Annotated in this window: 10 protein-coding genes; 1 reads left to right on the top strand and 9 read right to left on the bottom strand. The window is 74.1% G+C overall.

Features of this window, described 5'->3' with window-relative positions; genetic code table 11:
• Positions 1–142: 142 nt before the first annotated feature.
• From trxA to ACFC1T_RS03315, 7 genes are all read right to left on the bottom strand, one after another.
• On the bottom strand, positions 143–469 hold the full coding sequence (gene trxA / locus ACFC1T_RS03345) for a thioredoxin (RefSeq protein WP_375882914.1): 327 nt from the start codon (positions 467–469) through the stop codon (positions 143–145).
• Positions 470–603: 134 nt separating this feature from the next.
• Positions 604–1,566: a thioredoxin-disulfide reductase gene (gene trxB / locus ACFC1T_RS03340; RefSeq protein WP_375882911.1), complete on the bottom strand. Its 963-nt coding sequence runs from the start codon at positions 1,564–1,566 to the stop codon at positions 604–606.
• A 194-nt stretch (positions 1,567–1,760) separates the two neighbouring features.
• Positions 1,761–2,723: a hypothetical protein gene (locus ACFC1T_RS03335; protein ID WP_375882909.1), complete on the bottom strand. Its 963-nt coding sequence runs from the start codon at positions 2,721–2,723 to the stop codon at positions 1,761–1,763.
• Complete coding sequence (sigM, locus tag ACFC1T_RS03330) at positions 2,720–3,514, bottom strand: RNA polymerase sigma factor SigM (protein ID WP_375882907.1); 795 nt, start codon at positions 3,512–3,514, stop codon at positions 2,720–2,722. The genes ACFC1T_RS03335 and sigM overlap by 4 nt, the downstream gene beginning before the upstream one ends.
• 46 nt (positions 3,515–3,560) lie before the next feature.
• Positions 3,561–5,606 carry a protein kinase family protein gene (locus tag ACFC1T_RS03325; protein WP_375882905.1) on the bottom strand — a complete coding sequence of 682 codons (2,046 nt, stop codon included), beginning with the start codon at positions 5,604–5,606 and terminating at the stop codon, positions 3,561–3,563.
• Between the two features lie 306 nt (positions 5,607–5,912).
• Positions 5,913–8,372 carry a murein biosynthesis integral membrane protein MurJ gene (murJ, locus tag ACFC1T_RS03320; protein ID WP_375882904.1) on the bottom strand — a complete coding sequence of 820 codons (2,460 nt, stop codon included), beginning with the start codon at positions 8,370–8,372 and terminating at the stop codon, positions 5,913–5,915.
• A 58-nt stretch (positions 8,373–8,430) separates the two neighbouring features.
• Positions 8,431–10,932, bottom strand: a complete 2,502-nt coding sequence (locus ACFC1T_RS03315; protein WP_375882902.1) for a DUF6049 family protein — start codon at positions 10,930–10,932, stop codon at positions 8,431–8,433.
• 394 nt (positions 10,933–11,326) lie between these two features.
• On the opposite strand from ACFC1T_RS03315, the gene ACFC1T_RS03310 reads away from it, so the two are divergent.
• Positions 11,327–12,736 carry a CCA tRNA nucleotidyltransferase gene (locus ACFC1T_RS03310; RefSeq protein WP_375882935.1) on the top strand — a complete coding sequence of 470 codons (1,410 nt, stop codon included), beginning with the start codon at positions 11,327–11,329 and terminating at the stop codon, positions 12,734–12,736.
• A gap of 76 nt (positions 12,737–12,812) precedes the next feature.
• On the opposite strand, the gene ACFC1T_RS03305 is transcribed toward ACFC1T_RS03310, so the two are convergent.
• Entirely contained in the window at positions 12,813–13,832 is a 1,020-nt protein-coding gene (locus ACFC1T_RS03305) for a hypothetical protein (protein ID WP_375882900.1), read from the bottom strand.
• Positions 13,833–13,866: 34 nt separating this feature from the next.
• Positions 13,867–14,514 carry a hypothetical protein gene (locus ACFC1T_RS03300; protein WP_375882897.1) on the bottom strand — a complete coding sequence of 216 codons (648 nt, stop codon included), beginning with the start codon at positions 14,512–14,514 and terminating at the stop codon, positions 13,867–13,869.
• Between the last annotated feature and the right edge of the window lie 4 nt (positions 14,515–14,518).

Below are 14,518 nucleotides of genomic sequence, written 5' to 3'. Positions count from 1 at the left end.
ACCCGCGCGATCGCGCCCCGCCGCCCCTTTGTTTAAACCCCCCCCCGCGCTTTTCGGCGGGGCCCCGCGGGGGGGCGGCCCCCCCCGCCGGGCCCCCCCCCCCCGCCGTCCGGTCGGTGGACCGGGAGAGTGACCGGGAGGCCTAGAACAGGCCGTCCAGCTCGCGCAGCAGCGCGGCCTTCGGACGGGCACCGGTGATCTGCTTCACCGGCTGGCCGTCCTTGAAGAGGATCAGGGTCGGGATCGAGATCACGTTGTACTCGGCGGCGGTCACCTGGTTGGCGTCCACGTCGAGCTTGGCGATGGTCAGCTTGTCGCCGTTCTCGGCCGCGATGTCCTCCAGGACCGGGGCGACCTGGCGGCACGGGCCGCACCAGGTGGCCCAGAAGTCGACCAGTACGGGCTTGTCGCTCTCCAGGACGTCGGACTTGAAGGTCGCGTCGGTGACGGTGGTGGTGGCGCCGGCCACGGGGACTCCTCGGGTTAGGACGGAGGGGGCTGCTGCCAGGTGAACAACGGGCGGGCCCGTTCTGTTTCTGCCTGGCCGGGGCGGGGGTGTTTCACGTGGAACACCCCCGCGGGGTTCGGTCGGTGGCGGGGAGGTCAGACCGCGACGGCGGTCTTGTTCTCCGCGTCGTCCAGCGCGGCCAGGTAGCGCTCGGCGTCCAGCGCGGCGGAGCAGCCGGTGCCGGAGGCGGTGATGGCCTGGCGGTAGGTGTGGTCCACGACGTCGCCGGCGCCGAACACGCCCTCGACGTTGGTCCGGGTCGAGGGGGCGTCGACCTTGAGGTAGCCCTCGCCGTCGAGGTCCAGCTGGCCCTTGAAGAGGTCGGTGCGCGGGTCGTGGCCGATCGCGATGAACAGGCCGGTGACGGGCAGCTCGCGCAGCTCGCCCGTGGCGGTGTCGCGCAGGGTGACGCCGGTCAGCTTCGGGTCGCCGTGGATGGCCTCGACCGCGCTGTTCCACTCGAAGCGGATCTTCGGGTCGGCGAAGGCGCGCTCCTGCATCGCCTTGGAGGCGCGCAGGCTGTCACGGCGGTGGATGATCGTGACGCTCTTGGCGAAGCGGGAGAGGAAGGTCGCCTCCTCCAGGGCCGTGTCGCCGCCGCCGACCACCGCGATGTCCTGGTCGCGGAAGAAGAAGCCGTCGCAGGTCGCGCACCAGGAGACGCCGCGGCCGGAGAGCTTGTCCTCGTTGGGCAGGCCGAGCTTGCGGTGCTGGGAGCCGGTGGTGACGATCACGGCGCGGGCCCGGTGGACGTTGCCCTCGGAGTCGGTGACGGTCTTGATCTCACCGGTGAGGTCCACCGCGACGATGTCGTCCGGGATCAGCTCGGCGCCGAAGCGCTCCGCCTGCGCCCGCATGTTGTCCATCAGCTCGGGGCCCATGATGCCGTCCCGGAAGCCCGGGAAGTTCTCGACCTCGGTGGTGTTCATGAGCGCACCACCGGCGGTGACGGCTCCCTCGAAGACCAGCGGCTTGAGGGAGGCGCGGGCCGTGTAGAGCGCGGCCGTGTAGCCTGCCGGGCCGGAACCGATGATGATCACGTTACGGACGTCGCTCACTGCTTCTCCTGGTTCGCATCGCGACCCGCGTTTGCTGCGGGGAGGGCGGTCCTGCTCCGCCGCCCGGGACAACGACTGACCAGTCTCTCGCATTCCCAGGCGGATCAGTACCAGGCGCCCGAACTCCGGAAGCGGCGTGCCGCCCTGGTCGTCGATCGCATGGGAACGGCCGTCCGGTGGCTGCGAAGGGCCGTTCAGTGGCCGGGGACGGTCCGTTGCAGGACGACCGGGCCGCAGTCGGGGGAGCGCAGGAAGACGTCCACGAAACCGGGCCGACCGGCGGCGGGGTAGACCAGGACGTCCACCGGGGAGCCCTGGTAGCTGCCCCGGTCGGTGGCCAGCGGGGTGCCCGGGGCGGGGGCGCGGCAGGCCGCGGGGGAGACCGGTGCGGCGGGTGAGGCGGGGCCGGAGAGCTCCGGCCCGGAGCCGTCGGCGGGCGCGGCGCCGGACTTGGCGGGCCCGGTGGCGCGCAGCCCGGGCTGGGAGCCGGAACGGTCCAGCAGCTGCTGCACCTGGGCGGCGAGCTGGTCCTCCCGGTAGACGGTGCCGGGGCCCGCCAGGTGCGGGGTGCGGGCGCTCTGCTCGCCGGGGGAACCCGCGGTGCCCGCCGAGGCCGCGGAGACGGCGGAGGTGCGGGTGGCGGAGTCGTCCTGGTGCAGCAGCAGGGCCCCGCCCAGCCCGACGGCCGCCAGCGCGGCGGCCGCCCCGAGCAGCAGGGCGAACCGGCGGCGGCGCGGGCGGGGGCGGCCGGGGCCGGTGGCCGAGGCCGGGCGCGAGGGGGGCGCGGAGGGCGCCGCGGCGGCCCGTACGGGCGCGGCGGGGAGCTCCGTCCGGCGGGCGGTGGCGGGGGCGGGGGCCCGCTCGGGGCCTGCGGTGGGCCGGGCAGGGGAGGGGCGGTCGGCGCGGGCCGCCTCGGCGAGGGCGGCGTCCAGCCGGGCGGCGACGTCGGCGGGCATCGGTTCGGGCTCGACGGTGCCGAGCAGCGCCTGCACCTCGGCCAGCGCCTCGACGGTCCCGCGGCACTCGGCGCAGCCGTCCAGGTGCCGCTGCAGGGCCTCGGCGGCCCCGGCGGGCTCGACCAGGCCCTCGGCGAGGTCGGCCAGCTCGTCGACCGAGGGGTGGGCGGCGGGTCCGGGGGAGGAGAGGGGGGCGTTCATCGGGTGCTCGCGTCTCCTTCCAGCATCGTGCGGCCGGTGCTCGTGCCTGTCCCTGTGACGGTGCGGGGGCCCGTCGGGTTCCCCCTGGTCCGGTCCGGCGGGGGCGGGGCGGTGCCGGACGGGTCGGGGGCGGTGCGTCCCGGGGGCCGGCCGGCCGGTGTTTCACGTGAAACGTTCCGTCCGCCGCCGTTGCTGTCGCCGTTGCTGTCGCCGTCCTCGCGGTCCCCGCCGTCGCTCTCGCGCAGGTGCCGGACCAGCGGGAGCAGCCGGGCCCGGCCGCGGGCGCAACGGCTCTTCACGGTGCCGACCGGGACGCCCAGCAGCTCGGCGGCCTCGGCGACCGGGTAGCCCTGCATGTCGACCAGGACCAGCGCGGCCCGCTGCTCGGGGGGCAGCTCGGCGAGCGCGGCGGTCAGCTCGCGCTGCACCTCGGCCCGGACCACCGGGGAGTCGGCCGGCTCGGCGGAGCCGACCAGGCGGTCCAGCCGCTGCGGGTCCTCGTCCAGCGGGGTGGTGCGCCGGGTGGCGCTGCGCCGGGCGCGGTCCAGACAGGCGTTGACCACGATCCGGTGCAGCCAGGTGGTGACGGCCGAGCGGCCCTGGAAGCCGGCGGCGGCCCGGAAGGCGGAGACCAGGGCGTCCTGGAGGGCGTCCGCGGCCTCCTCGCGGTCGCCCAGGGTGCGCAGGGCGACCGCCCAGAGGCGGTCCCGGTGGCGGTTCACCAGCAGGCCGAAGGCCTCCTGGTCGCCGGCGACGTGCCGGGCGAGCAGCGTCGCGTCGTCGTCCGCCACTGTCACCCCTTGTCGCTGCGGGTCGTTCCGGGTCTGGACCGTGCGGTCAGCCGGAGACCTTTACCTCGGCGACGTGGCCGCGGTACCTGCCGTCGGAATCCTTGTTCAGAGAGGTCAGCCAGATCAAGAGGTAACGCGTGGTGACCGGCGATTCGAGGGCGTAGTCGACGTTGAGGCCGGCCTTCCTGGCCGCGACGACCGAGAAGCTCTCCGGCCTGGCCGCGGTCGGGTTGGCTGCGGCGGACGCGTTGGGCACGCGCACCTCCGCGGCCTGCTCGCCGTCCTTGAACTGGACGGTCACCGAGGACACCGACTGCGGTGAGCCGAGGTCGATCAGCAGTCCGGTGCCCACCTTGAGGGCGGGCGGCTTGGGGCCGAGCTGGTCGACGTACCAGCCGGTGGTCCAGGCGGTGTTCGGGTCGCCGTCGATGGCGTTCTTGACGCTGTCGGTGCCTTCGGGACCGTCGCCCAGCGGGTTGTACGACTCCGCGCCCTTGATCTGGATCGGCACCGGCGTGTGGGCCGTCGGGCGGGCGCTCGCGGCGGTGCTGCTGATCGAGGTCTGCGGGGTGGCGACGGCCTGGTTGCTGTTGCGCAGGCTGCCGACGAACTGCCAGGAGGCGACGCCGATCGCGCCCAGGGCGACCGTCCAGGCGGTGGCCTTGACCACCCGGCGCAGCCGGCGCCTGGTGCGCCGGGCGGCGGTGGGCCGGGAGGAGGCCGGCAGCGGGGCGACCGTCGTGTCGGCCACCCGGGTGGGGATGGGCGCGGTCGGGAGGGCGTGGCCGTGGTGCCGGGGCGGGGCCGGGAAGGCCGGCAGCTCGGGCTCGGGCTGCCGGATCCGGGGCAGCTTGGCGATCGCCCGGACCAGTTCCTCCGGGGTGGTGATCGGCTCGGCGTGGTGCGGCGGGTGGTCGAACAGGGCGCGCGCCGCGAGCTCGGACAGGCCCTTGTGGACGCCCGCGCGGACCTGGTCCGGCGCGGCGTTCTGCAGGTCCTTGGGCAGTCCCTTGAGGTCGTAGCGGTCCTCGGGGTACGGCCAGCGGTGGGTGAGCGCGGCGAAGAGCAGGGCGCCGATCGCCCGGGTGTCGGTGCGCTGGGCGTCCTCGGCGGCGTCCCCGGTGGAGTCCTCGGCGGGCAGCCCGCGCAGGGCGGCGTCCACCGCGATGCCGTTGATCCGGTACTGGCCGCTGTCGGTGCGCAGCACGCAGCGCGGGGTGAGCCGCAGGTGCGCCTTGCCGCGGCGGTGCGCGGCGGCGACGGCGTCGGCGACCTGGCGGACCATCTGGTACGCCTCGTGCGGCTCCATCGGGCCGTCGGCGAGCAGCTTGGCGAGGTCGGAGGCGTGCGGCAGCCACTCCCGCACGATGTAGACCAGCTCGTTCTCCTGCACGGCGTCCAGCACCTGGACGAAGCGCGGGTCGCCGAGCAGGGCCGCGGACTTGGCGGCGGCCAGCACCTTGCGGGCGCGCTGGTGGCCGGAGGCCATCAGGTGGACGCCGACGGCCCGGCGCAGCTTCTCGTCGACGGCGCGCCAGCTGCTGAAGGTCTCGGTCTGGGAGATGCACTCTTCCAGCAGGTACCGGTGGCCGATCTTGTCGCCGCTGTGCCGCATCGGCGCGGGCAGGGTCCGCGGGAGGGTGGCGGTGTCGCGCGGGTCGAGGGTGGGCTGGGGGTCGGTCGGACGGCGCTTGTCGGAGGCGGGCTGCGGTGCGGGAGCGGGCTTCTTCCGCGGGGGGCCGGCCGCCAGTTCGGCGGCGATCTCGTGGACGGAGAGCGGGGCGGTGATCTCCGAGGTCTCCTCGCTCACCGCGGCCGCCGGGGCCTCAGTGGCCTCAGGGGTCGGACCGTCCTCGTCGCCGTCCTTGCTGTCGTCCTCGCCGTCGTCCTTGCTCTCGGCGCCGGCCGTGTCAGGGGTCTCCACGGAGTCCGCGGAGGAGTTCCCGGGGGCGTCCGTGGAGGAGGCGTCGGCGGAGCCCGCCGGGGCGGAGTTCCCGCTCCCGAGCTCGTCGATCGCCGCAGCCAGCGCGGCCTCGTCCGCCGCCGCGTCAGCTGTTGACGTGTCGACGACCGCCTTGGTGCCATCAGCCACCGTGGTCCTGCCTCCCCTTGTGTCGCCCCGGCCTGAGAGAGTCGCTGGAGCCCGCGGATTGGCCGCCCTGTGCTCCAGGACAATTGTGCCCACTCTTCACCACCGGGTACGACCGCTGAAGGGTCCGCTCGGTTGCATACCGGTGGAGAGATGTGGTGCAGATCCGACACCGGGCCGCCACGTGGCGGCCCGGGCGTGTCCGGTCATGGAGGGCGGCCCGTGCTGCGGCCGGACGGGCGGGGGCGGTGTCAGCCCTGGTCGACGCCCGGTCAGGGCGCCCGCTCGTCCGGCCGGTTGTGCTCGGACTCAGCGGCCCAGTCGGCCGCGGACCATGCCCAGCATGGCGTTCATCTCCTCGATCCGCAGGCGCTTCGCGATGAACACGAACACCAGCAGCTGGAGGCCGCCGCCCAGCAGGACCGACAGCACGCTGCCCGGCCAGCCGCCGAGCACCTGCTGGACCGCCAGGCTGACGCCGAGGCCGACCACCGCGGCCGGGACGCAGGCGGTGGCCAGCCGGCTGTAGGTCTTGCCGATCCGCTTGGTGTCCAGCCCGCCGATCTTCTTCTTGAGCTTGGGCACCGCGACCATCACTCCGACGGCGTAGGCGAGGCCGTAGCCGAGGGCCATGCCGGTCACCGTCCACTGCGCGGGCAGCGCGACCCAGCAGACCAGCGAGAAGCCGGCCTGGCAGACCGCCACCCAGACGGTGTTGGAGAACGGCGTCCGGGTGTCCTCGTAGGCGTAGAAGCCGCGCAGCATCACGTACTGGGCGGAGTACGGGATCAGCCCGAGGGCGAAGGCCGAGAGCATCAGACCGACGTTGGTCGCGTTGTCCAGGGCCGTCCCGCCGCCGCCGACCGCGTAGATCGAGCGGCCGATCGCCGGGCCGAGCGCCAGGAACAGGAAGGCCGCCGGGACGACCGCCACCGCCGTGGTGCGCAGCCCGTACGACAGGTCGTCCCGGACGGCGCCGGCGTCCTCGTCGGCGGCCGCGCGGGAGAGCCGGGGGAGCACCGCGCTCATGATCGAGACGGTGATGACGGCCTGCGGGAGCTGCCAGATCAGCAGGGCGTTGGAGAAGGCCGAGAGGCCGACACCGCCGTGCCCGCCCTGTTCGGCGGCGCTGCCGGCGGCGGTCGCCAGCTGGGTGATGACCAGGTAGCCGGCCTGGTTGGCGAGCACGAAGAAGAAGGTCCACTTGGCCAGCCGGGCGGCCTTGCCCAGGCCGTGGCCGCGCCAGTCGAAGCGCGGCCGGAAGCGGAAGTCGGCCGCCCGCAGGTACGGGATCATCGCCAGCGACTGGACCACCAGGCCGAGCAGGGTGCCCAGGCCGAGCAGTCGGACGCCCTCCGGGGTGATGTTCTCCGGGGTGATCTGGGTGCCGTTGAAGCCGCCGTAGACCCAGATGTAGGCGCCGAAGGTGAAGATCACCACGATGTTGTTGAGGACCGGGGTCCACATCATCGCGCCGAACCGGCCCCGGGCGTTGAGGATCTGGCCCATCACCACGTGGACGCCCATGAAGAAGATGGTCGGCAGGCAGTAGCGGGCCAGGGCGACCGTGGTCTCGGCACGGGCCGGGTTGGTCATCATCGGATGGGCGATCAGCTGGACCAGCAGGGGCGCCCCGAGCACGGCCAGGAAGACCACGCCGCCGAGTCCGACCATCACCAGGGTGAGCAGCCGGTTGGCGTAGGCCGTCCCGCCGTCCTCGTCGTTCTTCATGCTGCGCACCAGCTGCGGCACGAAGACCGCGTTCAGCGCGCCGCCGCCGATCAGGATGTACAGCAGGGTCGGCAGGGTGTTCGCTGCGTTGTACGAGTCACCCATGACCGCGATGCCGATCGCGCCGGCGATCACCATCGTCCGCAGGAAGCCGGTGCCGCGGGAGACCAGGGTGCCGGCCGCCATGATCGCGCTGGAGCTCAGCAGGCCGGCGACCTTGCCGCCACCGCCGTCGGAGGCCGGGGCGGGCTCGGCCGCGGGCCGGGCGGCCTGCTCCTCGGCGAGGTCCGCCAGCGGCTCGACCGCCGGGGGCACCGCCACGGCGGCCACCTGCATGGTGGCCTCCTCCTCGGAGAGCGGCGGGTCGAACTCGATCGGCGGGACGAACGGCCGCTGCCCGTCGTGGCCGCCGTGCTGCGGCTGCCCCGGGTAGCCGCCCATCGGCGGGTACGGCGCGGGCGCGCCCGGCGGTACCGCCGAGGCCGGGGGCACGGGGGCGGCCTGCGGGGCCGGGGCGGGCTGGGGGACCGGCGGCTGGGCCGCGGCGTCGGCCCGGCCGCTGCCGAAGAGCGCGTCCACCCCGACGTACTCGGTGGTCTCGGTGTCCCAGGCGGAGTGCGCCGGGCCCGGCTCCCACTGCGGCTGCGGCTGGCTCCACGCTCCGGGGGCCGGGGTGGAGACCGGTGCCGCCGGGGCGGCCTGCTGCGGCCAGTCGGCCTGCATCGGGGTGTCCCAGCCGGGCTGCACGGGGGGGACCGGGGGCGAGAACGGTGTCGTCGGCACCGGCGTCGGGTAGCCGCCGCCCTGCGGCGGCAGTTGCGGCGGCACGTCGTACGCGGTGACCGGCGGCGGCGCCGCGGCGGGCCGTCCGGCCTGGAGGCCGTACGGGTCCTGACCGTCCTGCGCCGTCCCGTACGCCTGCGCGGCGTAGGGGTCCTGGGCGTAGGTGTCGGCCACGTACCAGTCGCCGGACGGCGACTCGGCGCCCGGCCGGCTCTCACCGCGGCCCGGCGGCCGCTCCTCGCTGCGCCCGGTCATGTCACCTCTTCGCTGTTGTGGGGGGAGACCGGCCCGGGGTTGCGGGGGGTCGGCGGTGTCAAGGACCAACCTTCTCATCACTGGCGGTCCGATCCCGGCCATCCGGGCTGCTGGCGCGCGGTGTCTGTGCGGGCCCCCCGTCCGCGGCGCCGTTCTCCGGCCGGTCCGCCGCGGCGCCGTCCGGGTCGGTCGGCTCGGCGGGCTCAGCTTCGGCGGTGCCCGCCGGGTCGCCGTCCGCCGGGTCGTCCCCGACCGGCTGGTCGCCGTCCTCGTGCGGCTGCCCGCCGCGCCGCTTGCGCTGGCGCATGAAGCGCAGCGCGGCGAGCACCAGCAGCACGGCGGCGCCGGCGAAGACGTACAGCACCCCGTTGGTCACCGAGGTGACCTCGACGGTGAAGGTCTGGGCCTGGCCGTAGGGCCGGGAGTCGGGACCGGTGGTCCACAGCTGGGCGACCATGGTGACCGGGCCGTTGCTGCGGGCCTCGGCGTTGAAGCGCAGGGTGACGCTCTGCGAGGCGGGGAGGACGAGCTGCTCCGGCAGGCCGACCCGCAGTCTGTTCGGCTGGATCGAGGTGAGCCGCAGCTGCAGGTTGGTGACCGTCTGGGTGAGGTCGTTGCGCACGCTGACCTGGAGCTGGCCGGTGTTCCCGGCCAGGGTGACGACGTTCTTCTTTGGGACCTGGACGGCGGTGGTGAGCTCGTTCAGGTAGTTGGTGACGCCGGTGCGGTAGGCGTCGCCGGCCGGCGCCTGGGCGCGCCACTCGGTGGACAGCGAGCGGACCATCGCGGCGCTGAACGGGCCGCGCACCCGCTGCGGCAGGGTGAGCACCCGCATCAGGGTGTCCAGCTTCTGCTGGATCTCGTCGGTGCCGCTCAGGGCGGAGGCCGGCAGCTCGGAGGCGCGGGCCTGGGTCGGGTAGTCGGCCGGCGAGGGGACGCCGGTGTTGGCCTTCGGGTCCGGCGCGGCCTGGGCCAGCACGTCCAGCTTCACCGGGGCCAGCCACTTGTCCCCGGCCGTCTGCAGGGCGGTGGCCAGCGCCTTGGCGGTGTTGACGGTCAGCTCGCGCGGCGGCATCACCAGCAGGCCGCGCTGGTTCTGCGGCTGCTCGTGGGTGATCGCGTAGGTCTCGGCGAGGAAGCGCTGGGTCGCGTCGGTCTGGTCCTTCGGGGTGCTCAGGTCCTTCTGGAAGGGCCCGGAGACCGTGTCGTCGGCGACCACCGCGTTCTGCCCGTTGCCGATCGGGCGCACCGCGGTCGGGGTGTAGTTGACCGAGTCCGGGTCGGGCATGCTCGCGCCGTTGACCAGCACCAGGTTGCTGCCCGCCTGCCGGGCGATGCCGGCGATCTGCTGGTCGAGGTAGCCCTGGTACGGCCAGGCCACGTCGGAGCGGGTGTCCACCGCGAGCCGGCCCTCGACGGTCAGCCGGCCGGCGGTGGCGGCCTTGCTCAGGGCAGTGCCCATGCCGCTGAGGTCGGCGCCGTTGTGCGCGATCGAGGCGAGGTCCGGGTCGGCGTACGGCAGCGAGACGACCTGGCTGCCCGACTTGGCGACGGCCGCCCGCAGCTTGTTCAGCCAGGCGTCGGCGGCGGCCGAGGCGGGGCGGCCGACGGTGTTCTCGTCCTTGGCGGACTTGCCCGAGCCCTCGGTGCCCGGCTTCTGCACCCGGTACGGCTTGGTCATCGCGAACGCGGCGTCCAGCAGGTCCGGGTCGACCACCCAGGTCAGCCCGTTCAGCTTGGCGCCGGTGTCGACCAGCTCGTACAGCCGGCCGCCCGGCGCGAAGTCGGCGGCCAGGCTGTCGTCGCGCAGCACGGAGAGGTTCTGGTCGCCCTCGGCGTAGGTCTGCGCGGCCAGCACCGGCGCGTGCACCAGCGGCCAGAGCGTGGCGACCTTGGTCGGCTGGGCCTCGCTGCTGCCCTGGGAGTAGGGCAGGAAGGTCCGGGCGATGCCCAGGGCCCGGTCGCGCGGGTTGTCGGCGGTCGAGCCCCAGGCGTCCACCGCGAGCTCGTAGACGCCGCTCTCGGAGAAGCCGAGGTCGCTCACCGCGACGCTCAGGGTGTACGGCAGGCTCTGGCCCGGGTTGAGCTCCGGCAGGGCGTACTGCGGGCTGTCCAGCTCCGTCCCGTCGTCGCCCCGCGGGCTGGTCCGCGCGGCCACGCCCTGGAGCTCGCTGCGCCGCTGCAGGGGCTTGCTGGAGACCGGCTTGCGGACCGCGGCGTGGGCGCCCTTGAGGGCGGACTTGCCGGAGTTGGTGACGTGACCGGTGATGGACACGGTGCCGTTCTGGACGGCCAGCTGCGGGGTGACCGTCTCGATGGTCAGCACCACCGGGTACTCCGCGGTGGCCGTCGAGTCGACGGTCGGACGGACGTTGCCGCCGGTCGGCAGGGCCGCGGCGGGGGCGGCCGCGACCAGTGCCAGGAGCGCACCGCAGGCGGCGGCGAAGCGGCGCGCGCGGCCGCCGGTGCGCCGTTCCCCGGTGGGGGGTTCGGTCGGGCTCGCGGCCCGCCCAGGTCGTCGGTGTGCCCCCAGGCCCGAGTGCCGTGCCGGCTCACTCACTCGTTTCGCCCTCGCCGTTCTGTTCGCTCGCTCGCTGCTGATGCTGTCCGTCCGGCGCGGTCGCCCGACGTTCCCCGCTCGACGTTCCTCGCTCGACGTTCTTCGCTCGACGACGTACGCCACCCTGCTGCCGCGGAGGGATCCGTCGGCACGGCGGCACGCGACACCGCATCCCCGGTTCCGGTGTCCGCGCTCCGTCCACCGGCATGGTAACGATCCAGCCTGGCGTGCAGTGTTGCGGGCTCTGGGGTGAGACGCCCAAAACGCGCGGGCGGTTGACCTTCCGGGGCACGTACCCTTGTGAGCCGTGTCCACTGCCAATGAGCCCACCGCGCGCACCGACCGTTCCAGCACCGCCGTCCAGGTCGTCCCAGGCCTGAGCGAGGCCCAGACGATGGGGCTGCAAGAGCTGCTGCGGGTGTCGCCGGTCGCCGACGAGATCGCCCGCCGCTTCCACGCGGCCGGGCACCGGCTGGCCCTGGTCGGCGGCTCGGTGCGGGACGCGCTGCTCGGCCGGCTCGGCAACGACCTGGACTTCACCACCGACGCCCGGCCGCAGCAGGTGCTCAAGCTGGTCAAGGGCTGGGCGGACGCGGTCTGGGACGTCGGGATCGCCTTCGGCACCGTCGGCGCCCGCAAGGACACCCCCGAGGGGTCCTTCCTGATCGAGATCACCACCTACCGTTCCGAGGCGTACGACCGCACCTCGCGCAAGCCCGAGGTGACCTACGGCGACACCATCGAGCAGGACCTGGTCCGCCGCGACTTCACGGTCAACGCGATGGCCGTCGACCTGCCCGGCCGCGGCTTCGTCGACCCGCACCACGGCCTGGAGGACCTGGAGGCCCGGGTGCTGCGCACCCCCGCCACCCCCGAGGAGTCCTTCTCCGACGACCCGCTGCGGATGATGCGGGCCGCCCGCTTCGCGGCCCAGCTGGACTTCGACCCGGCGCCCGAGGTGGTCGCCGCGATGACCGCGATGGCCGAGCGGATCACCATCGTCTCGGCGGAGCGGGTGCAGGCCGAGCTGAACAAGCTGCTGCTCGCCGCGCACCCGGTGAAGGGCCTGCGGCTGCTGGTCGACACCGGCCTGGCCGGGCACGTGCTGCCGGAGCTGCCCGCGCTGCAGCTGGAGAGCGACGAGCACCACCGGCACAAGGACGTCTACGAGCACTCGCTGACCGTCCTGGAGCAGGCCATCGACCTGGAGCAGGACGGCCCGGACCTCAGCCTGCGGCTGGCCGCGCTGCTGCACGACATCGGCAAGCCGCGCACCCGCCGCTTCGAGTCGGACGGCCGGGTCTCCTTCCACCACCACGAGGTGGTCGGCGCCAAGATGACCCGCAAGCGGATGCGGGAGCTCAAGTACTCCAAGGAGCTCACCGAGGACGTCTCGCGCCTGGTCGAGCTGCACCTGCGCTTCCACGGCTACGGCGGCGGCGAGTGGACCGACTCCGCGGTGCGCCGCTACGTCACCGACGCCGGGCCGCTGCTGGAGCGCCTGCACAAGCTGACCCGCTCCGACTGCACCACCCGCAACAAGAAGAAGGCGGCCGCGCTCTCGCGCACCTACGACGGCCTGGAGGAGCGGATCTCCGAACTGCAGGCCCGGGAGGAGCTGGACGCCGTCCGCCCCGCCCTGGACGGCAACCAGATCATGGAGCTGCTCGGGCTGCGGCCCGGCCCGCTGGTCGGCAAGGCGTACAAGCACATGCTCGAACTGCGGCTGGAGCACGGCCCGATGGAGCCCGACGAGGCGGTCGCGGCGCTGCGGGCCTGGTGGGCCGAGCAGCAGCAGGGCTGACCCGGGCGACGCCCCGGACGCACCGCGCGGCGGTCACCGTCCCGGAGGGGACGGTGACCGCCGCGTTCGCGTCCGGTCAGCCGTTGATGTGCTTGAGGCAGAGCACGTAGTTCAGCGCGGGGAGCTTGGTGTAGGTGCGGGTGTAGGTGCTGTCCGACTTCGGCTGCTTCTCGCAGGCCTTCTCGTCCGAGGTGGCGAAGTACTTGTAGACCACCTTGTACTGGGCCTTGGGGTCGGTGCAGGGCAGCACGGTGATCTTTGGGTGGTCGTCCGCGGTCGCGTTGCTGGAGTTCTCGTTGCGCAGGCAGTCGCCGATGCCCGCGCTGTCGACGTCGTCCTTGGCCGCCGGGGTCGCGGGCGGCGGCAGGGTGATGCTCGGCAGGGAGAAGCTGGGCACCGGGAGCGGCGGCGGCGGGGTGTAGCTGAAGGTGGGCCGCGGCGACGGCGAGAAGGTGACCGTGCTGGTCGTCGTCGGCCCCGCGACGGGGCCGGAGTCCTGCTTCGGCCCGATCACGCCGGTGGCCAGCAGGACCCCGGTGACCAGCAGGGAGACCGGCACCAGCAGCATGGCGACGTGCGGACGGCTGCCCAGCGGGGCGCCCGGGTCCAGCTGCGGGCCGTGGGTGCCCGGCATGGGCGGCGGCAGCCGCTTGATCCGGTTGTGGGCGCCGAGGTTCATCAGCAGGGTGATCACGGTCAGGATCGGCGAGATCCAGCTCCACCAGCCCTGGACCAGCGTCCTGGCGGACATGTCGCGCACGGTGGCCGTGCCGCAGGTGCGGCAGAACGGGCCGTGCATCCGCAGCATCCGGAACGCGATCAGCAGGCCCTGGTGGCCGCGGACGGTGGCGCGCACGGCCGGGAAGCCGCCGCAGAAGCGGCAGTGCTCCCCGTCCATCGGGGCCGGCGGCGGGTAGCCGTAGCCGTAGCCGGGCGGCTGGGCGCCGTACGGCTGCTCCGGCGGGGGCGGGGCGCTCGGGTAGCCGTACCCCGGCGGGGGCGGCGGTGGCGGGGCGCCGTACGGGCCGCTGGCGTACGGGTTGCCGTCACCGGGTGGCGGGCCGTAGGGCATCTGGGGCGGAGGCGGAGCGGACAAGGGATCCCCCCGGAACAAGGACGTGGTGGAAGGGTCAGGACTTCTTCACCGGCGGGTAGCCGGTGGTGGGGGTCAGGGGGCCGAGGCAGAGCACGTACCGCGTCTTGTTCCAGCGGCGGCCGCTCTTGCCCGAGACGGCGCTGGTGGTCTGCGGGGTCTGCCGGCAGCGGGTCACGTCGGTGGTGCCGGTGAACTTCGACAGCACCTTGTAATTCGCCCGGGAATCAGTGCACTTGACGATCTCGACGTCACGGGAGCCGCTCACCCGGACGCAGTCCCCGGGCTTGGCGCTGCTGACGTTCGGGCTGCTGAAGAAGTACGCGCCCGCGAGCACCACGCAGCCGCCGACCGCCCCGGCGATCCGCAGCTTGGCGCGGGCACCGCGCTTGGCGGGCGGCGCCGCGGCGGCCGCACCGGGCTGCGGGTAGCCGTACGGCCCGGCGGGCGGCTGCGGCCCGTACGGCGCCTGCCCGTGGGGCGGCTGGGGGTACGGCGGCTGGCCGTACGGGGGTTGGCCGTACGGGGGTTGGGGGCTCGGTGGCGGGCCGCCGTACGGGCCCGGGGCGTACGGCTGCTGGGCGGGTGGCCCGCCGTACGGCGCCTGGGCGTAGCCGGGTGGGGGCGGACCGAAGCCCGGTGCCGCGGGTGGCGGCGGCCCGTACGGTCCGGTCGGTGTGCTCATCAGT

The sequence above is a fragment of the Kitasatospora sp. NPDC056076 genome (assembly GCF_042266305.1).
Taxonomy (GTDB): Bacteria; Actinomycetota; Actinomycetes; order Streptomycetales; family Streptomycetaceae; genus Kitasatospora.
Note: the sequence above shows the minus strand (reverse complement) of the source record. Positions and strands in the feature narration are given on the sequence as shown.

Coding starts and splice junctions, on each gene's coding strand:
- murJ (WP_375882904.1), bottom strand. CDS start 8,372: ATGACCGGGCGCAGCGAGGAGCGGCCGCCGGGCCGCGGTGAGAGCCGG.
- ACFC1T_RS03300 (WP_375882897.1), bottom strand. CDS start 14,514: ATGAGCACACCGACCGGACCGTACGGGCCGCCGCCACCCGCGGCACCG.
- ACFC1T_RS03335 (WP_375882909.1), bottom strand. CDS start 2,723: ATGAACGCCCCCCTCTCCTCCCCCGGACCCGCCGCCCACCCCTCGGTC.
- ACFC1T_RS03310 (WP_375882935.1), top strand. CDS start 11,327: ATGGGGCTGCAAGAGCTGCTGCGGGTGTCGCCGGTCGCCGACGAGATC.